19 protein-coding genes are annotated in these 16,723 nt (G+C 68.2%); 9 read left to right on the forward strand and 10 right to left on the reverse strand.

Features of this window, described 5'->3' with window-relative positions; translation table 11 throughout:
- Positions 1 to 75 precede the first annotated feature (75 nt).
- Positions 76 to 1,530 carry a neutral zinc metallopeptidase gene (locus ACFW0G_RS39395; RefSeq protein WP_378330624.1) on the reverse strand — a complete coding sequence of 485 codons (1,455 nt, stop codon included), beginning with the start codon at positions 1,528 to 1,530 and terminating at the stop codon, positions 76 to 78.
- 161 nt (positions 1,531 to 1,691) lie between these two features.
- Here ACFW0G_RS39395 and glgP point away from each other — a divergent pair, with 161 nt between their 5' ends.
- Positions 1,692 to 4,232: an alpha-glucan family phosphorylase gene (glgP, locus tag ACFW0G_RS39400; protein ID WP_378330625.1), complete on the forward strand. Its 2,541-nt coding sequence runs from the start codon at positions 1,692 to 1,694 to the stop codon at positions 4,230 to 4,232.
- 16 nt (positions 4,233 to 4,248) lie between these two features.
- Here glgP and ACFW0G_RS39405 read toward each other — a convergent pair whose 3' ends face one another.
- The 4 genes from ACFW0G_RS39405 to ACFW0G_RS39420 all read right to left on the reverse strand — a co-directional run bounded on the left by ACFW0G_RS39405 (position 4,249) and on the right by ACFW0G_RS39420 (position 7,454).
- Complete coding sequence (locus tag ACFW0G_RS39405; protein ID WP_378330626.1) at positions 4,249 to 5,391, reverse strand: hypothetical protein; 1,143 nt, start codon at positions 5,389 to 5,391, stop codon at positions 4,249 to 4,251.
- Between the two features lie 42 nt (positions 5,392 to 5,433).
- Positions 5,434 to 6,387, reverse strand: a complete 954-nt coding sequence (locus ACFW0G_RS39410) for a hypothetical protein (RefSeq protein WP_378330627.1) — start codon at positions 6,385 to 6,387, stop codon at positions 5,434 to 5,436.
- Positions 6,384 to 6,722 (reverse strand): PadR family transcriptional regulator, encoded by a 339-nt coding sequence (locus ACFW0G_RS39415; protein ID WP_378330628.1) that lies wholly within the window; start codon positions 6,720 to 6,722, stop codon positions 6,384 to 6,386. The genes ACFW0G_RS39410 and ACFW0G_RS39415 overlap by 4 nt, the downstream gene beginning before the upstream one ends.
- Before the next feature lie 252 nt (positions 6,723 to 6,974).
- On the reverse strand, positions 6,975 to 7,454 hold the full coding sequence (locus ACFW0G_RS39420; protein WP_378330629.1) for a CGNR zinc finger domain-containing protein: 480 nt from the start codon (positions 7,452 to 7,454) through the stop codon (positions 6,975 to 6,977).
- A gap of 104 nt (positions 7,455 to 7,558) precedes the next feature.
- Here ACFW0G_RS39420 and ACFW0G_RS39425 point away from each other — a divergent pair, with 104 nt between their 5' ends.
- The 3 genes from ACFW0G_RS39425 (at position 7,559) to ACFW0G_RS39435 (ending at position 10,565) form a co-directional block, all read left to right on the forward strand.
- Positions 7,559 to 8,419 (forward strand): alpha/beta fold hydrolase, encoded by an 861-nt coding sequence (locus ACFW0G_RS39425; RefSeq protein ID WP_378330630.1) that lies wholly within the window; start codon positions 7,559 to 7,561, stop codon positions 8,417 to 8,419.
- Positions 8,420 to 8,518: 99 nt separating this feature from the next.
- A complete protein-coding gene (locus tag ACFW0G_RS39430) occupies positions 8,519 to 9,352 on the forward strand; it encodes a hypothetical protein (RefSeq protein ID WP_378330631.1) in 834 nt (277 codons plus the stop codon).
- 151 nt (positions 9,353 to 9,503) lie between these two features.
- On the forward strand, positions 9,504 to 10,565 hold the full coding sequence (locus tag ACFW0G_RS39435) for an aldo/keto reductase (protein WP_378330632.1): 1,062 nt from the start codon (positions 9,504 to 9,506) through the stop codon (positions 10,563 to 10,565).
- A 90-nt stretch (positions 10,566 to 10,655) separates the two neighbouring features.
- On the opposite strand, the gene ACFW0G_RS39440 is transcribed toward ACFW0G_RS39435, so the two are convergent.
- Genes ACFW0G_RS39440 through ACFW0G_RS39455 form a run of 4 tightly spaced genes read right to left on the reverse strand, consistent with a single transcriptional unit; the run spans position 10,656 to position 12,114 of the window.
- Entirely contained in the window at positions 10,656 to 10,844 is a 189-nt protein-coding gene (locus tag ACFW0G_RS39440) for a DUF397 domain-containing protein (RefSeq protein ID WP_378330633.1), read from the reverse strand.
- A 10-nt stretch (positions 10,845 to 10,854) separates the two neighbouring features.
- Entirely contained in the window at positions 10,855 to 11,040 is a 186-nt protein-coding gene (locus tag ACFW0G_RS39445) for a DUF397 domain-containing protein (protein WP_378330634.1), read from the reverse strand.
- A 9-nt stretch (positions 11,041 to 11,049) separates the two neighbouring features.
- On the reverse strand, positions 11,050 to 11,235 hold the full coding sequence (locus ACFW0G_RS39450; protein WP_378330635.1) for a DUF397 domain-containing protein: 186 nt from the start codon (positions 11,233 to 11,235) through the stop codon (positions 11,050 to 11,052).
- An 18-nt stretch (positions 11,236 to 11,253) separates the two neighbouring features.
- A complete protein-coding gene (locus ACFW0G_RS39455; protein WP_378330636.1) occupies positions 11,254 to 12,114 on the reverse strand; it encodes a helix-turn-helix transcriptional regulator in 861 nt (286 codons plus the stop codon).
- Between the two features lie 138 nt (positions 12,115 to 12,252).
- Between ACFW0G_RS39455 and ACFW0G_RS39460 the strand changes: the two genes are divergently transcribed.
- On the forward strand, positions 12,253 to 12,495 hold the full coding sequence (locus ACFW0G_RS39460) for a hypothetical protein (RefSeq protein WP_378330637.1): 243 nt from the start codon (positions 12,253 to 12,255) through the stop codon (positions 12,493 to 12,495).
- A 9-nt stretch (positions 12,496 to 12,504) separates the two neighbouring features.
- Complete coding sequence (locus ACFW0G_RS39465) at positions 12,505 to 13,494, forward strand: LLM class F420-dependent oxidoreductase (protein ID WP_378330638.1); 990 nt, start codon at positions 12,505 to 12,507, stop codon at positions 13,492 to 13,494.
- Positions 13,495 to 13,538: 44 nt separating this feature from the next.
- Here the strand turns inward: ACFW0G_RS39465 and ACFW0G_RS39470 are convergent, their stop codons facing one another.
- Positions 13,539 to 14,471, reverse strand: coding sequence for a zinc-binding dehydrogenase (locus ACFW0G_RS39470; RefSeq protein ID WP_378330639.1), 933 nt, complete (start codon positions 14,469 to 14,471; stop codon positions 13,539 to 13,541).
- An 83-nt stretch (positions 14,472 to 14,554) separates the two neighbouring features.
- On the opposite strand from ACFW0G_RS39470, the gene ACFW0G_RS39475 reads away from it, so the two are divergent.
- The 3 genes from ACFW0G_RS39475 (at position 14,555) to ACFW0G_RS39485 (ending at position 16,723) form a co-directional block, all read left to right on the forward strand.
- Positions 14,555 to 15,331 carry a TetR/AcrR family transcriptional regulator gene (locus tag ACFW0G_RS39475; RefSeq protein ID WP_378330640.1) on the forward strand — a complete coding sequence of 259 codons (777 nt, stop codon included), beginning with the start codon at positions 14,555 to 14,557 and terminating at the stop codon, positions 15,329 to 15,331.
- Between the two features lie 479 nt (positions 15,332 to 15,810).
- On the forward strand, positions 15,811 to 16,110 hold the full coding sequence (locus ACFW0G_RS39480) for a hypothetical protein (RefSeq protein WP_378330641.1): 300 nt from the start codon (positions 15,811 to 15,813) through the stop codon (positions 16,108 to 16,110).
- A complete protein-coding gene (locus ACFW0G_RS39485) occupies positions 16,103 to 16,723 on the forward strand; it encodes a DUF6879 family protein (protein ID WP_378330642.1) in 621 nt (206 codons plus the stop codon). Before ACFW0G_RS39480 ends, ACFW0G_RS39485 begins: the two co-directional genes overlap by 8 nt.

Genomic DNA, 16,723 nt, shown 5'->3' on the forward strand with positions numbered 1-16,723 from the left:
GAATGCCGTTAAGGCCACCTTACGGGCGTCAGACGCCCGTAAGGTGGCCTTAACGGCACGTGGGAGAAGCGTGGCTCAGCCGTACTGCGTCGAGCAGACCGACGAGCCTTCGAGGTAGCCCTTCCGCAGCGATTCGACCCGGTCGAAACCGCTGGCGGGGCGGTTGCCGTTGACGTCGGCGGAGACGAGGCTCTCCGGCATCAGCAGATCCGCGATCGCCTCGTCGAGGTCACCCGCGGACAGCCGCAGGACCTGCCCCTGCTTGTTCGATGCGGCAGCCCAGGCACCCACCAGGCAGGACGTCCGCAGGCCCGCGTTCGGGTTGTCCAGCGAGGCGCCGACGCCCTTCTGGATGCCCAGCGCGTAGCGGGACGCGACCTCGGCGAACGCCGCGAAGTCCCCCATCCCGCCGCGGGTCTGGCCCTTCTGCTCGGCCTTGCGGTCCACCGGCTGCGCGATCTGGTTCAGCTTCGCCATGTCGATGCTGACGGTGTTGTTGTCCGGGCAGTACGACGCGGGCGGGGTGCTCTTGCCGTTCGAGCAGCTGCCGCCCCCCTCGACGATCTCCGGCGCGGCGACCCCGGCGCCCTTGAACGCCTCGTCGAGGCTCTTCTTCAGCAGCGCGAGCAGCTGACCGTTGAACTTCTCGTCGCCCTTGCCGGTGTCCTTCTTGTCGAAGGGGCGCTCGGTGAGGCGGGCCTTGACGTTCTCGGCGTTCATCGCCGCGCATTCCTTGGGGCCCTTGGTGAACCCGGTCTGGAAGGCGAATGTGCGGTCGAAGGCGGTGCCGTGGGCCTGCTGATCGCTGCCGCTGGTGCCCGCGGAGTCGCGGATGAAGAACATCGCGGCCATCACCTGGTTGAGGCCCTCGGCGGTGGACACCTGGTAGAACTTGCTCTTGTCCTCGGCGACCCACCGGAAATAGCCGCCCGCGAAGCAGTCGGCCTGCTGTTCCTTCACCACGGTCGGCGTGGCCTTGGTGACCCCGGCCTTCTCGCCGAGCCGGTACTGGATGGCGTGGCCGAACTCGTGCGCGAGCACGGTCACCACCGACATCGGGCCGAACCGTTCCCGCAGCGACGGCAGCAGCACGCCGCGGTCCCACGCCACCGAGTCGTCCGGCGGGCAGTAGAAGGCGTTGACGAGCCCCTTGACGCTGCCGCACTCGGTCTTCTGGGTGTCGCGCTTCGCGTCGTAGGACAGCAGCGACTTCACCGGCTTGAACGGCTGGCCGCCGAAGTTCGCCGGGAGCTGATCGGTCCAGTACGCCTGCACATCGGCGATCGCGGCGGTGGCGAGCTTGTCGTCCTCACCGCCGTCGGCGTTCTTGACGTCCAGGTCCGGCGTCGGCGCACCGGACTTCAGGCCGCTCTCGAAATGCGTCACCGGCAGACCGGCGACGCTGCCCGCGCCCGTGTCCGCCGACGAGCCGGACGAGCTGCCACCGCACGCGCTCAAGCCCAGGACGGCCACCGTGACGACGGCGATCAGAGCCGGGCGGCGAAAGCCCCACCCTCCCCCTTGGATCATGTTCACTCGCTTCACATCGATTACACGGGCAGGCAGGACCCTACCCAGTGATCACCGGCCGCGTGGACATACCAAGGAGTTTTTCTCTTCGGATCGGTATCTACCGGCACAGCATCCCCGAACTGTGTACGGGGGAGCCGCTCCCGATATGGTCGGTGACCATGCGTGCAGTCCGCCGGTTCACCGTCCGCGCGAGCCTGCCGGAGCCGTTGACCGGCCTCGGTTCCCTCGCCACCAACCTGCGCTGGACCTGGCATCCGCCGACCCGCGACCTGTTCGCGTCGATGGACGCCGAGCTGTTCAACGCCGTCCGGGATCCGCTGCGGATGCTCACCGCGCTGCCGCCGGAGCGGCTGGAAGAGCTGGCCAAGGACGAGGAGTTCCTCGCCCGCGCACGGGACTCCGTCGCCGATCTCGAGCGCTACCTCACCGAGCCGCGCTGGTATCAGCGGCGCGAGGACGCCGACCTCCCGCGGGCGGTGGCCTACTTCTCCATGGAGTTCGGCGTCACCGAGGCCCTGCCGAACTACTCCGGCGGGCTGGGCGTGCTCGCCGGGGATCACCTCAAGGCCGCGTCCGATCTCGGCGTACCGGTGATCGGCGTCGGGCTGCTCTACCGCGCCGGGTACTTCCGGCAGTCGCTGTCGCTGGACGGCTGGCAGGTCGAGCACTACCCGGTGATCGACCCGAACGCGTTCCCGCTGGAACTGCTGACCGAGGACGGGAAACCGGTGCTCGTCGGTGTCGCGATGCCGGGTGGGCGGGAGCTGCGCGCGCAGATCTGGAAGGCCAGGGTCGGCCGCGTCCCGCTGCTGCTGCTCGACACCGACACCGACGCGAACGACGACGACCTGCGCGCGGTCACCGACCGGCTCTACGGCGGCGACGCCGATCACCGCATCCGGCAGGAGATCCTCGCCGGGATCGGCGGATTCCGCGCGGTGCGGAAGTACTGCGAGCTCACCGGGCATCCGCAGCCCAGGGTCTTTCACACGAACGAGGGACACGCGGGATTCCTCGGGCTCGAACGTGCGCGGGAGATCATCCAGGCGGACGGGCTGGCGTTCGAGGAAGCGCTGCCCGCGGTCCGCGCGGGCACCCTGTTCACCACGCACACCCCCGTCAGCGCGGGCATCGACCGGTTCCCGGTGGACGTCGTCCAGCGGTACTTCACCGACGGCAGGCTGGTGCCCGACGTCGACCTGCGCCGGGTGCTGGCGCTCGGCGCCGAGGACAACCCCGGCCTGTTCAACATGGCGCACATGGGCCTGCGGCTGGCGCAGCGCGCGAACGGCGTGTCCCAGCTGCACGGGCGCGTCACCCGGCGCATGTTCTCCCGGTTGTGGCCGGGATTCGACGACGCCGAGGTGCCGATCTCCTCGGTGACCAACGGCGTCCACGGGCCGACCTGGGTCGCCCGCGAGCTGAGCGCGCTCCTCGGCCGCGACCACGAGGAGTGGGGGCTCGACGGCAATGGCGGGAAACCGCTCCGTGAAGGCGTTTCCGACGCCCAGCTCTGGGAGCTGCGACGCGAACTGCGGGAGAAGCTCGTCTTCGAGGTCCGGCGGCGGGTGCGCGCGGCGTGGCTCCAGCGCGGCGCCTCACCGCTCGAACTCGGCTGGGTCGACTCGGTCTTCGACCCGGACGTGCTGACCGTCGGCTTCGCCCGGCGTGTCCCGACGTACAAACGCCTGACGCTGATGCTGCGCGACCCGGACCGGCTGCGCGCGCTGCTGCTCGACGAGCGGCGTCCGATCCAGCTCGTCGTCGCCGGGAAGTCGCATCCGGCCGACGAGGGCGGCAAGCAGCTCATCCAGCAGATCGTCCGGTTCGTCGACGATCCGGCCGTGCGGCACCGGATCGTGTTCCTGCCCGACTACGACATGTCGATGGCGCGCTACCTCTACCGCGGTTGCGACGTCTGGCTCAACAACCCGGTGCGACCGCTGGAGGCCTGCGGGACCTCGGGGATGAAGTCGGCGCTCAACGGCGGGCTCAATCTGTCCATTCGCGACGGTTGGTGGGAGGAGTGCTACGACGGCAGCAACGGCTGGGCCATCCCGAACGCGGACGGCGTGACCGACCCGTTGCGCCGTGACGATCTGGAGGCCGCGGCGCTCTACGATCTGCTCGGCCAGCAGATCGCACCGCTGTTCTACGACCGCGACGGCGGGGGCGTCCCCAACGGCTGGCTGTCCATGGTGTGGCACACGCTGGAGACGCTCGGGCCGCGGGTGCAGGCCGCTCGGATGGTGCGCGAGTACGTCGAATCCGGCTACCTGCCCGCCGCCCGGATGGTCGCCGCCGCGACCGGGGACGGTTACCGCGGCGCGCTTTCGCTCGCCGACTACCGCACGAAACTCGAGGTCGCGTGGCCGCGGGTGCGGATCTTCGACTCCGAGCTGCTGGTCGAGGACCGGCAATCGCTGGTCGTCGGCACCGAGGTGACCGTGCGGGCGCGGATCGACCTCGCCGGGCTCGATCCGTCCGAAGTGGACATTCAGGCCGTCGTCGGGCGCGTCGGCGAGGACGACGAGCTGAGCGAGACCGTCACGGTTCAGATGACCGGCGACGGCATCGGCGCCTTCGCCGCGCGGTTGCGGCTGCCGCGGTCGGGTTCGGTGGGCTACACCGTGCGCGTACTGCCGAAGCACCCGTTGCTCGCGACGTCCGCGGAGTTGTCGAAGGTGGTCCTGGCGTAATCGCCCGCACGGCGAATCACGGCGAGGAGGGGGTGACGTTCCCGCCGGGGTGCGGCGGGCCCACCAGCGTGACGTCGCGGGGCTGGTAGCCGTCGAAGTAGGGCATCGGCAGGTGGGTGAGAACCAGCATGATCGCGGCCAGCGCACCGAACCGGGGCAGGTCGAGTTCGTGTCTGCCCTGCCGGAGCCACAGCACGAGCACGAAGTTGGTGATGAGCAGGAATCCCCATCGGGCCTCGTCCCAGCCGCCGAAGGCGAGCAGCACCGGGGCCACCATCGCGGCGAGCGGCAGCAGTGCCGCCGCCGAAGGCCGGTGCAGCATCAGGAAACCGGCCACCACCACCAGCAGGATCGGCAGCAGGTAGAGCAGGACGTCGGTGATCGAGTAGAGCTGCCAGCTCTGCGCCTGGGTGCGATCGAACAGCCCGAGCGCGTCCGCTCGGTGCGGGAACCCCGCTTCCGCCAGCACCCGCTGGAACCGCTGCGTCGCACCCACCCCGGCCGGCGGCACCGTCAGTACCACCAGTCCGGCGACCGCAGCCGGTGCGAGAACCGCGCAGGCCTTCCGGAACGAGACCTTCCGCAGGAGCACGAACCCGAAAACGGGAACCACCGTGAGCAACGCGATTTCGTGCGTCAGCACGGACGCCACCATGAACGCACCGGCGACCATCGGCCGATCGCGGCGCAGTGCCCACAAGGCGGCGAACAGTGTCAGGTACAGCACCTGGTCGAGATAGCCGATCTCGTGGAAAAGGTAACCGCCGGTCGGCAGCAGCAACCAGCCGATGATGAGGAATCGCCTGCTCACCGAGGAAGTCCGGAAGAACGCGACGACCAGCACCGCAAGCAGCAGCCCGAGCACGGCGAAGGCGGCGACGGCGTACACCGCGTAGTGGTACCCGAACAACGCCGCGAACGGACGCAACACGGTGCCGACGAGGAATCGGCGGTGAAAACCGTCGGTCAGCGAAACGGATTCGAGCGTTACGGCCCAGTCCGACGGCGACCGGAATCCGGTGTAGGCCGCGAGTGGCAGCACGACCAGGAACACCGCCGTGGCCGGCGAGAACAGGCCCTGCCCGCGGATTCTTGCCCGTGACGGGGGGACTTCGAGCGGTAAAAGGGCGCGCGAGGGCCCGGCGGGAATGGTGTCCATAAAGCCAGAATCCTTTTCTGGAGAGGAAAATACCGAGAAGGCTCAGCGATTCACGACGGTCCGGCGATAGTCACGGATTCCGGCGACGGTCAGCGCCACGACGATTGCCCCGGCACAGCAGACCTGCGCGATCACCATCGCGCCGAACGGGATGACCCCGTTTTTCAGTACCAGGTTCTGGATCATCACCAGGGCGATGCACAGGGCCAGTGCCAGTGTCCACCCCGGGCGTTGTCCGGTGCGGCGCCGGAGCAGCAGGTAGCCGGCTCCGGCGATCGCACACAGCCAGACGAGCGGGGACAATCCGTCGATCTGGCTCAGATCGCCCGGGAGACCGAACCTGAGCGCGAGGGCGGGGGCGAGAACCAGGCTGCCACCGACGGCCCACCACCACGGCCGCGCCGGTGGCAGCGGGGCGTCGGTGTGGAAGGCCAGCAGCACCAGCACCAGTGGGAGCCACTGTGGAGCGAAATACGCGATCAGCTCGGGGCCGAGGTCGGACGAATGCTTGGCCAGGAACCAGATCGCGCCCGCGGCCAGTATCGCACCGGCAGCGATCCGTGCCATGCGGCGCCACCCGTCCACCAGCAGCGCGAGCGGAATCAGCGCGACCGCCAGCAGGACGAGGTCCTTGCGCAGATCGGACGTCAGCGCCGCGCGGAAGCTCCCGGGGTAGCCGTTGGAGAATCTGATCAGCGCCCAGAGTGTGTCGCCGGTGTGGCAGGCGGATCTGAGCACGCCCCAGAGCAGGCCGAGAAGCGCGACCTGCCGCACCAGATCGCCGAGGGCGATCGTGCGCGCGGGTGCCGCCCTGGCCGCCAGCCGGGTGCGCATGCCCAGTGCCAGCATGGCCCACAGTTCGCTCCACAGTGCCGCGCGCGCCCGCTCGCCGTGCAAGTCGAGCAGGGTGCCGACCATCTCGTCGCCGCGTTCGGCGCGGTACCACGCCGGGAGCACGCGCACCAGCGTGCGGTACCGGACTTCGGCGTTGATCATGCCCGCACCTCCGCGGATCGGGGCCATTGGCCGCGGGCTCGCAGGACGGTGCTGGCGACATCGACGTTCGCGGCCAGCCGCCGGGTCTGCTCGGCCAGCGCCGCGCTGCCCGCACCGGTCAGCCGGTAGTAGCGCCGGAGCCTGCCCTGGTGGATCTCCTCCCGGTCTGGCTCGGCCCAGCCATCGCCGACCAGGCGATCCAGCACGCCGTAGAGGGTGCCGACCCGCAGGCGCACTCGTCCCTCGGACAGCTCCTGGACCCGCTGGACGACCCCATAGCCGTGCCGGGGCTCGTCCGCCAGCGCGATCAGCACCAGGAAGGTCTGCTCGGACATACTCCGCTCCACCATGGGTCCACATATATCAGAAGACGATATATAGCGGCGTGCGTTGCTTCGCTCGCGGAAGTTTTCTCGAAGCCGTGGTCTAGGTTGGCGCCATGCGTTTCGGACGCTTCGTGCCGCAGGGCAGCGGGAAGCAGGACCCGCCGGATCCGGACAAGCCGCCAGGGCGGCACACCAAGTGACCAGCGGCGACGACCTCGTCGGACCGGCGATGACCGGTGAACGTTGGCGGGGCAGAGCTGGTCAGTGGGTGCGTTCGTAGTGGCGGCGGGCTTTTTCGCGGTTGCCGCAGACCGCCATCGAGCACCAGCGGGCGCGGTTGGCGCGGCTGCGGTCGAGCAGGAACAACTGGCACTCGTCGTTGGCGCAGGGGCGTAGCCTGCCGGGCAGTTGCTGCTCGGTGGCGGCCCAGGCGAGGACCAGTTCGACGGCCAGCCGGGCGTGCGGCGGGCTCTTGACCGTCCACTGAAGACTGTCCGAAGTGAACTCCGGGAGCTGGTGGACCCCGTCGAGCAGCGGGCTCAACGCGGCGGGCGGGCGTTCTCCGCGCACTACGTCCCGCAAGACGTCGCGTGCCTCGCGCAGCAGCTTCAGTTCCGCGAGGCTGCCTTCGCCGCCGTGCTCCCGCGCCCAGCGTCTGCCTTCGGCAGGGTCGCGGAGCGCGTCCTGCTCCTCGCCGTTGACCAGCGGCCTGCTGTTGAGCAGGTCCAGCAGCGCGTCCATCGGGTGCCGCTCCTTCTAACCAGATCGAGTCCTTTGACAGGTTAGCCCATCGCGTGCTTCCATGGCGAGCAACTAACCGGATAAACGACTTGAAGAGGTTAGACATGGTGCACTACCGGACCGCGACCGTCGACGGCCACGAGATCTTCTACCGCGAGGCCGGGCCCGTCGACGCGCCCGCGATCGTCCTGCTGCACGGCTACCCGACCAGCTCGTTCATGTTCCGCGAACTCATCCCGCTGCTGGCCGGGGACTACCACGTCATCGCGCCGGATCACCTCGGCTTCGGGCACTCCGACGCGCCCGGCGCGGGCGAGTTCACCTACACCTTCGACGCCCTCGCCGGACTCACGTCCGGGCTGCTCGACCAGCTGGGCTTGGACCGCTACGCGCTCTACGTCCAGGACTACGGCGCCCCCGTCGGATGGCGCCTCGCGCTCGAACACCCCGAACGGATCTCCGCCATCGTCACCCAGAACGGCAACGGCTACGAGGACGGTTTCGTCGAGGAATTCTGGGCCGACGTCTGGGCCTACGGGGCGAACCCCGGCCCCGGTACCGAACCCGCCGTCCGCGCCGCGCTGAGTGTCGAGGCCATTCGCTGGCAGTACGTGCACGGCGTGCCCGACCCGAGCCTGGTCAGCCCGGACACCTGGGAGCACGACTTCGCCCTCGTCTCCCGCGAGGGCAACGACGAGGTCCAGCTGGCGTTGTTCCGCGACTACCGGAACAATCGCCCGCTTTACCCGCTGCTGCACGAATTCCTGCGCACCAGTGAGGTCCCGGTGCTCGCGGTGTGGGGCCGCAACGACGAAATCTTCGCACCCGAAGGCGCGCGGGCCTTCGCCCGCGACGCCAAGGACGCGGAGGTGCACCTGATCGACGGTGGTCACTTCCTGCTGGAAAGCCATCTGGACGTCGTCGCGGGTTATCTGCGAGGCTTCCTCGGGCGAGTGCTGGGCTGAGCGGCGGGAATGGATTCGCTGTGCCCGAAAAAGCCTCGATGGTTAAACGGACGGGCAAACGAATCCAGGCTCGGGATTCGCGCGGTTAGTGTCGACGTCATGACTGACGTCGGTATTTCCGCGTTTCCGATCCAGACCGGGTTCCGGGTTCGCCAGGTCGATCTCGGCCGGGACGGCTCGGCGAGCACGATCGGGGTGGCGCGCTGGCTGGGGGACGCCCGGGAGCGGCTCAGGCTGCGTCGTGCCGAACGGTTCCTGGCCGCCGGGCGGTTCGAACCTTTCCAGATCCTGTTCGTCAGTCAAAGCTTCGAAAGGCTCGCACCCGTCGGCTCGGTGGGCACCGACGTCGAGGTGCACACCGGTGTCCGCCGCATCGGGCGGACGTCGTTCACCTACGGGCACGCGGTCTTCGCCGGCGGCGAGCGGGTAGGCAGCGGAGAGGCCACCGTGGTACTCGGCGGTGCCGCGGGGCCCCTTGCCCTTCCCGACGAACTGATCGCGGATCTCACGGACCTGCGATTGTCCGAATCGGATCAGGAGGCTTCGCCCCGCCCGGGTGCCGAACGTCGCCGGCGAGATCGTTACACGCATTTCCTTCCCTTGCGGGCGCGGATCGGCGACGTCGATCTGAATCAGCACGTCAATTCCGTCGAGCTGGCCGGCTGGTACGACGAGGCCGTCGCGGCGTTCACGGTGCGGGCGATCGGCGAGGGCGATGGACGGCGGCTGCCGGACCTGCCGCCGTGGTCGTACCGGATCCAGTACTCCGGTGAAGTGACCTATCCCGGCGACTACGAAATCGGCCTGTCGGTGCTCTCCTTCGACGCCGATTCCGTGCGGTACGAACTCGGCGTTTTCCGCGGTGACGAATGCCTGGGCGTCGCGGACGCCACCGGCCCGCGCGGCGAGCTGCCCGACAACTCCTTGGCGTAGGCGATCTGTGTCGTGTCCCCGGTGCGAGCCGTCATGCCCGGTCCGGCAGCCAGGGTAGGACTGGTGTTCCCAGGAAGTTCCTTCCCTTATCCCCTGCTCGCGGCGGTCCCAGACTTGGTTCGGCAACGGATCACGAGCACGGGAGGACACGATGTCGCTCACCCTCGACACCTACCGGCTGCTGGGCCGCTCCGGGCTGCGGGTCTCGCCGCTGGCCCTGGGCACGGCGACCTTCGGCACCGAGTGGGGCTGGGGCGCCGAGCAGGACGACGCGCGCAAGCTGTTCGACACCTACGTCGAGCGCGGCGGCAACTTCATCGACACCGCCAACACCTACACCAACGGCAGCTCCGAGCGCCTGCTCGGCGAATTCACCCGCGACAACCGCGAAAGCCTGGTGCTGGCAACGAAATACACGACACAGCGCAGGCCAGGCGACCCGAATTCCGGGGGCCCGCACCGCAAGAGCCTGTTCGCGTCGGTGGAAGCCAGCCTGCGGCAGCTGAACACGGACTACCTCGATCTGCTCTACCTGCACGTGTGGGACTTCACGACGCCGGTCGAGGAGATCCTGCGTGGCATGGACGATCTGGTCCGCCAGGGCAAGGTCCTGTACGTGGCGATCTGCAACACCCCGGCCTGGCAGGTGTCGCGCATGCAGGCGATCGCCGACCTGCGCGGCTGGTCACCACTGGTCGCGCTGCAGATCGAATACAACCTGATCCAGCGCGCCGGGGAACGTGACCTGATCCCCATGGCACGCGAACTGGGGCTGGGGGTGATCCCCTTTTCACCGCTGGCCGGCGGGGTGCTCGCCGGCAGGTACAGCCGCGACGACCTGACCGCGGCGAAGGTCGCCGACGACGGCACCCGCAAGGGATTCAACATCGCCAACGGCGACGTCACCGAACGCAACCTCGCCGTCGCGGACGTCGTGAAGGAGGTCGCGGCGGAGACAGGTCACACACCCGGCCAGGTCGGGCTGGCCTGGATCCTGCGGAACCCGGACGTCACGGCACCGATCATCGGCGCCCGCACCCCCGAGCAGCTGGAGGACAATCTGGGCGCACTGGAGGTCGACCTCACCGCCGCCCAGCTGGCCCGCCTCGACGAGGCCGGCGCGATCGAACTCGGCTACCCCCACGACCTGCTCGCCAGCGACAGGGGCCGCGCGTTCAACAGCGGCGACCTGTCGATCGAAACCCGCAGCTGATACCCAGCCGAACGCCGAGTGCGGCGCCACCGCCGCACTCGGCGCCGACTCCGCCGATCGGCTATCCACAAAGGACGCTTGGCGCCCCGCTCAGCTCTCCTTCACGACCGCCAGGAAGGCACCGAAGGCAGCGGCGGGGACGGCGATGTGCCCGCCCGCGCGATCCTTGGTGTCGCGCACGGCGGCGTATCCGGGGACGACCGCGATCTCTACGCAGGTGCCGTTGCCTTCGGTGTAGGTGGAGGTTTTGAAGGTGGCTGTCGAGTAGTCGGGGGACATGGGGCTGTCCTCAGTTCTTCAGCGCGGTGAGCAGGGCGGTGAAGCTGGCTGCGGGGACGGCGATGTGCCCGCTGGCGCGGTCCTTGGTGTCGCGGACCGCCGCGAACCCCGGGGTGACCGCGACCTCCACGCACGTACCGTTGCCTTCGGTGTAGGTGGAGATCTTGAAGGTGGCCGTGGAGAAGTCAGGGGACATGGTTGTCCTTTAGTTCTTCAGCGTGGTGAGGAGGGCGGTGAAGCTCGCGGCGGGCACGGTGATGTGGCCGCTGGTGCGGTCCTTGGTGTCGCGCACGGCGGCGTACCCCGGGATGACCGCGACCTCCACGCACGTACCGTTGCTTTCGCTGTAGCTGGAGGTCTTGAACGTGGCTGTCGGGAAGTCAGGCGACATGGGGACCGTCCTTCGGTGTTACGCGAAATTCTGGGCGATGTCCAGGATAAACCTCTTCGACTTGTCCATGCCTGGTGCGTTCGCGGTAAGGCGACTCCAGAGGTTCGCGTAGTCCGCTACATCAGAGATTCCATCGAGGTAGTCCGCGTCGTGCAGGTTCTCCACGTAGACCATCTCCAGCGGCGGTGCCGAGGTAGTGGGCGCCGGGATGCGCAACATGGTGAAGCTGAAGGTTCGTGCGGCGCTCGGCGAGTCGAAGGGCAGCACCTGTAACTGGACATTGGGTCGCCGGGCGGTGGTGGCGAGATGTCGCAACTGCTCGTGCATCACCGCGTTGCCGCCGACCATCCGGCGTAGGCAGCTCTCGCTGAGCACGAAGTGTGCCGTTGCGGGCCGTTGGCGGAACAGCACCTCCTGGCGTTCAAGTCGCGCTGCGATGACGTCGTCGACGTTGATCGTGTCCCGGCGGAAGTCGTGGGCGAGGATGGCGCGCATGTACGCCTCGGTCTGGAGCAGACCGGGTACTACTTCGGCGCCGTAGTGCTGGATGAGGTTGGCGTCCCACTCGAAGTCGTAGTAGGCGCGCTGCTGGAGCGGGACGGCGGCGCGATGGCCGGACCAGCGGCCGCGCTGGCTGCGGGTCCTGGCCAGTTCGACGATGGCGGCCTTCTGCTCCTCGGTGTGCACGTCGTAGTGGTCGAGCAGCATCTTCGCGTCGCCGGGGGTCAGGCCCTCGCGGCCCTTCTCCATCTTCGTGACGCGCGTGGTGTCCCGGCCCAGCAGCTTGGCGGCGTCCTTCATGTCGACGCCCGCTTCGAGGCGGGCTTCCCGCATGTAGATCGACAGGAACTTCAGCCGCACGGTCGGCGTCATCCGCATGCGCATCACCCAAAGGAGTCAAAGGTTGCAGCAATTGCTGTACAGCAGTTGCATTTTTACTCTTGTAGCTTCACAGTAGCAGCTGTGAGCAAGATCTCGGGCTCACGTCCACCACGGTCACCTGAAAGGGGAAGCGCCATGGGCGACTTCGCGATCAACAACGTCAAACCGCGCCGGGAATGGCTGGTGCGCTGCAGCGACGGCGATCGCCGGACGGGGGTGTGTTCCGTCGAGGCCAACAAGGGCAGCCTCGGGGTGTGCGGGCCGGACGGCGCGCTGATCGCGCTGTCGGGCAGGGAGATCATCGATTTCCGCGCCGCGCTGGACGCCGCGATCGCGCAGGTCGAGGAAGACCTGCGGACGCGCGGAACCGTGGCCTAGGTTGAGGGCATGCGTTTCGGACTCTTCGTACCGCAGGGCTGGCGGCTCGACCTCGCCGGCATCGACCCCGCGGACCACTGGACCACCATGCTCGGCCTCGCCCACCACGCCGAGGCGGGCCCCTTCGAGTCGATCTGGGTCTACGACCACTTCCACACCGTCCCGGTGCCCACCGAGGAGGCCACGCACGAGGCGTGGTCGCTGATCTCGGCGTTCGCCGCCGCGACGTCGACGATCCGGCTCGGCCAGATGTGCACCTGCATGGGCTACCGCAACCCGGCCTACCTGGCGAAGATCGCGGCCACCGCCGACATCATCTCCGGCGGCCGCGTCGAGATGGGCATCGGTGCCGGCTGGTACGAGCACGAGTGGCGGGCCTACGGCTACGGCTTCCCCAGCGCGGGCGACCGGCTCGGCATGCTCGACGAGGGCGTGCGGATCATGCGTGACCTCTGGACGACCGGTACGTCCACTCTGGACGGTAAGCACTACCGCACCGACGGCGCGCTGCTGCGTCCGCTGCCGCCGCAGGAGGGCGGGCTGCCGCTGTGGATCGCGGGCGGTGGCGAGAAGAAGACCCTGCGGATCGCCGCCCAGTACGCGAAGTACACCAACTTCAGCAACACGCCCGAGGACTTCCGGCGCAAGTCGGACATCCTGGCCGGGCACTGCGCCGACCTCGGTACCGACTTCGGCGCGATCACCCGGTCGGCCAACTACAACGTCGTCATCGGCGAGTCCGAAAAGGACGTTCAGGACCGGCTCGCCTGGATCCGGTCCCACTACGAGCGGCTGATCCCGGCCGACGCGCTCGCGAACGCGCTCGGCAACTTCTCGAACAGCCCGACGGTGGGCACGCCGGAGCAGATCGCCGAACGGCTGTCGGTGATGCGGGACCTGGGCATGACCTACGCGATCCTGAACTTCGCGGAGGCCGCCTACGACCGGTCGGGTATCGACCTGTTCACCAGCAAGGTGGCGCCCGCTCTGGCCGGATGAGGACGGACGACCCTGCCCGGCGCGGGCAGGGTCGTCGGCCCTGGTCACGGGTGCAGGACCACTTTGATGGCGCCGGAGGCCCGGTCGCCCGCCACCCGGAAGGCCTCGGCGGCGTCGTCCAGCGGGAAGCGGTGGGTGATCACCGTCCGCGCGATCTCGGGGTTCCCGGCGAGCAGCGCGGCGGCCTGTTCGGTGTCGCGGACGCCGTCGTGCCTGCTGTAGGCGATGGAGTGGATGTAGGTGAGTTCCTTGACCAGGCTGACAATGCCCGGGATGGGAGCAGTGTGCTGGTATACGCCCATCAGCACGACGCGACCGCCGGGGCGCGCGAGTTCGGCACATCGGGCGAGACCGGCCTCGCTGCCCGCGGCGTCGATCACGACGTCGTAGGTGCCTGCCGCCGTACCGGCTCCCAGCCGTTCCGCCGCGGTCCTCTGGTGCTGGTGGCGCGCTTCGACATCGACGTCGTAGCCGTGGTGCCGGGCCGTGGCCGCGGCTAGCAGCCCGATGCTGCCGCCGCCGACGATCGCCACCCGCTCGCCCGGCTCGAGTGACGCGCTGCGGACACCGTGCCCGGCCACCGACGCCGACTCGACGAGGCAGGCGTCGCGCACGTCGAGGCCGGGCGGGAGCGGGACGAGCATGTCCTCGGGAACCGTCAGGGCATCGCACATGCCGCCGTCCCGGAAGATGCCGAGCGTTCCGTGCTCCGGGGCGGCGCACCGCTGGACGTGACCGGTACGGCACTGGTCACACTTTCCACAGTAGACAGTGGGTTCGACGGCGTAGGACCGGCCGTCGGCGGTGGTGCCGGCGAACTCGTGGCCGTAGGTGAAGCCCTGCACGCCGCTCGCCGCGAAGGTGACGTCGGTCCCGCAGATGCCCACCGAGCCGATGGCGAGGCGGACTCCTGGCCCTTCCGGTTCGTCGGCCTCGGCCACGAGGATGCCCTGATCGGAGTTTCGTACGGCACGCACGGCGTTCCCTTCCACTGCTCTTATGCGAACAACGTTAGCTTATCTTAAGTTGTCAATGTTCGCATAGGAGCTATCCTTGTCCCGTGCAGGAACCGAGGCCGAAATCCGAGGCAGACGAGCCGTCGCAAGGGAAGGAGCGCCAGGACGAACCTCGACCGGGAACGGCGGCCTGGTGGCTTGCCAGGGAGCGGGAACCCGCGCGGCCGCGGCGGCGCAGATCGCTGACCCTCGAAGGCATCCTCGACGCGTCCATGGCCTTGCTCGACGAGCGCGGGGCCGCCGCGCTGACCATGCGCAATGTCGCCGAGGCACTGGGCTGCACGCAGGCGTCGCTCTACCGCCACGTGCGCAACCGTGAGGAACTGGTGACCCTGCTCGTCGACCGGGCGGTGAGCGTGGCGAGTTCGCCTCCGCCCGAAGATGCGGATTGGGCCGAGAAGGCGGCGTGGTCCGCACGCCGGTTCCGCGCGCACCTCCTGCGGCATCCCGGCGTCGCCTCGCTCCTTCGCGGGACCGAGCGGCTCGGCCCCAACTCGCTGGCCGGGGTGGAGTACGCCCTCGAACTGTTCATCGGCGCGGGGCTCAGTCCCCGGCTCGCCTCCGCCGCCGCGTCGTCACTGGCCACCTTCGTCATCGGCTCGGTGCACTTCAATCTGGGGCTCGACGCGCAGGATCCCGAAGAACGCCGTCATCGCCGACAGTTGTATCGCTCGCGAGACGCGGCGACCCTTCCGCTGCTCGTCGAGCATGCCGACATCGTCGCGGACGTCGGCGGCGACGACGAGTTCGAAGTCGGGCTCACCGCGTTGCTGACCGGGTTCGGTGCGCTGATCGGGAAGGCGGACATCGCCCGTGAATGACTCCGGTGCCCCGAATATTTGCCGGTAGCACGCGGGAGTAAGCTCTGCCCCGGTTGGTAACGCCGACATCAGACGAAGCAAAAAGCTGTCGCTGCCGCACAGATCGCTGGGTGGGAATTGCCGCCAAAATACGTATGTACGGTTTATTTGGCGAGCGTCCCACTGCTGGGGGAATGTGGTGATCGATTGTCGCGGCCTGGACGAATTCCGTGAGTCGGCCGCATGGTGAGGTAATTCGTGGATAAAGCCCTCTTTGACGTTGGTTTCCGTGGTTTTTATGCGAAAGATCTTCGGGTTGCGCACCGTTATCACCCTGCGAGATCCTGGTGGATCGCGCCGCCTTGTGTACCGCGTCGAGAATTCAAGGCGTGCGACAGCCGCCTGTGTCGCTCACACGCGTGGAGCAACGCGGGAACTGTTCCCGCCGGTTGTGCTCCTGGTAATGTCAATATTCCTGATCGGTCGCGTGGGAGGCGATAATGGGCGAGAAGGTCTGGAAACCGGATCCTTCGGCGACACTGGTCAGGCGCCTCGGCGTCTCGCCGCGTGAACCGGGCAGCGGCGGTCGCGGCGGAACGACGGCGACCACGGGCGGGAAGAACGGGTGCCCGGACATCTGGGTGCTCTCGAACGGCGACGTCGCGGTGATCGGCCGGGATCTCACCGACGCCTACCGGTCGAGGCTTCCCGCGGACGTGAGCGTCGCACAGGGCGAACGCTTGGTGGTACTCCCCGGCGCCATGGTCAGCGCGGCGAAATCGGACATTCCCGATGCATGAGCTCCTTCATGGATCGTCCGGCGAACTGCTGGAACACGACGCCTACTGGACCGGCTTCGACAGGGACTACTGGCGGCTCGGTGAGCCGGGATTCTGGAAACTGGAGCGGCGGCAGGAGTTTCAGGACCCGACGATGCCGAGCTGGCAGGCGTTCGCCAGAGGCGACTGGGACGAGGCGATCCGGCTGGGCGAGGCGCTCCGTCCGGACATCGAGGCCGAGTATCGCGAGGACGCCGAGCACGGTATCCGGTCCTGGTGGGTCAAGGTGGTGGAAAAGCCCATCACGCCGTATATCCAGTGGGCTTTTCATGTGCTTCGGATCAGGGCGCAGTCCGGGGAGCGGATGCGCGTGGTCCGGGAGGATCAGGTGCGGCAATTCGAAAAGCACCAGATGCTGCCCGAGATGGTCACCCTTGGCTCGGATGTCATGTACGACCTCGTGTACGACGACGCCGGCCGCCAGCAGGGCGGGATCCGCATCGTCGACCGCGCCGTGATCGCCCGATGTCAGCGTTTCATCGCGGACCTCTACGCGGTCGGTGAGGACGCGGAAAGTTTCTTCCAGCGCGAGATAGCGGGCTTGGCGCCACCGCTGAGCGATGTGCGGGAATAG

The sequence above is a fragment of the Amycolatopsis sp. NPDC058986 genome (assembly GCF_042741125.1).
In the GTDB taxonomy this organism is placed as follows: domain Bacteria; phylum Actinomycetota; class Actinomycetes; order Mycobacteriales; family Pseudonocardiaceae; genus Amycolatopsis.

Excerpts from the sequence above, each read along its gene's own strand:
- glgP (WP_378330625.1), top strand. The coding sequence starts at position 1,692 with ATGCGTGCAGTCCGCCGGTTCACCGTCCGCGCGAGCCTGCCGGAGCCG.
- ACFW0G_RS39405 (WP_378330626.1), bottom strand. The coding sequence starts at position 5,391 with ATGGACACCATTCCCGCCGGGCCCTCGCGCGCCCTTTTACCGCTCGAA.
- ACFW0G_RS39465 (WP_378330638.1), top strand. The coding sequence starts at position 12,505 with ATGCGTTTCGGACTCTTCGTACCGCAGGGCTGGCGGCTCGACCTCGCC.
- ACFW0G_RS39395 (WP_378330624.1), bottom strand. The coding sequence starts at position 1,530 with ATGATCCAAGGGGGAGGGTGGGGCTTTCGCCGCCCGGCTCTGATCGCC.
- ACFW0G_RS39485 (WP_378330642.1), top strand. The coding sequence starts at position 16,103 with ATGCATGAGCTCCTTCATGGATCGTCCGGCGAACTGCTGGAACACGAC.
- ACFW0G_RS39440 (WP_378330633.1), bottom strand. The coding sequence starts at position 10,844 with ATGTCCCCCGACTACTCGACAGCCACCTTCAAAACCTCCACCTACACC.
- ACFW0G_RS39455 (WP_378330636.1), bottom strand. The coding sequence starts at position 12,114 with ATGCGGATGACGCCGACCGTGCGGCTGAAGTTCCTGTCGATCTACATG.
- ACFW0G_RS39415 (WP_378330628.1), bottom strand. The coding sequence starts at position 6,722 with ATGTCCGAGCAGACCTTCCTGGTGCTGATCGCGCTGGCGGACGAGCCC.
- ACFW0G_RS39460 (WP_378330637.1), top strand. The coding sequence starts at position 12,253 with ATGGGCGACTTCGCGATCAACAACGTCAAACCGCGCCGGGAATGGCTG.
- ACFW0G_RS39450 (WP_378330635.1), bottom strand. The coding sequence starts at position 11,235 with ATGTCGCCTGACTTCCCGACAGCCACGTTCAAGACCTCCAGCTACAGC.
- ACFW0G_RS39410 (WP_378330627.1), bottom strand. The coding sequence starts at position 6,387 with ATGATCAACGCCGAAGTCCGGTACCGCACGCTGGTGCGCGTGCTCCCG.
- ACFW0G_RS39445 (WP_378330634.1), bottom strand. The coding sequence starts at position 11,040 with ATGTCCCCTGACTTCTCCACGGCCACCTTCAAGATCTCCACCTACACC.
- ACFW0G_RS39430 (WP_378330631.1), top strand. The coding sequence starts at position 8,519 with ATGACTGACGTCGGTATTTCCGCGTTTCCGATCCAGACCGGGTTCCGG.
- ACFW0G_RS39435 (WP_378330632.1), top strand. The coding sequence starts at position 9,504 with ATGTCGCTCACCCTCGACACCTACCGGCTGCTGGGCCGCTCCGGGCTG.
- ACFW0G_RS39420 (WP_378330629.1), bottom strand. The coding sequence starts at position 7,454 with ATGGACGCGCTGCTGGACCTGCTCAACAGCAGGCCGCTGGTCAACGGC.
- ACFW0G_RS39480 (WP_378330641.1), top strand. The coding sequence starts at position 15,811 with ATGGGCGAGAAGGTCTGGAAACCGGATCCTTCGGCGACACTGGTCAGG.
- ACFW0G_RS39425 (WP_378330630.1), top strand. The coding sequence starts at position 7,559 with ATGGTGCACTACCGGACCGCGACCGTCGACGGCCACGAGATCTTCTAC.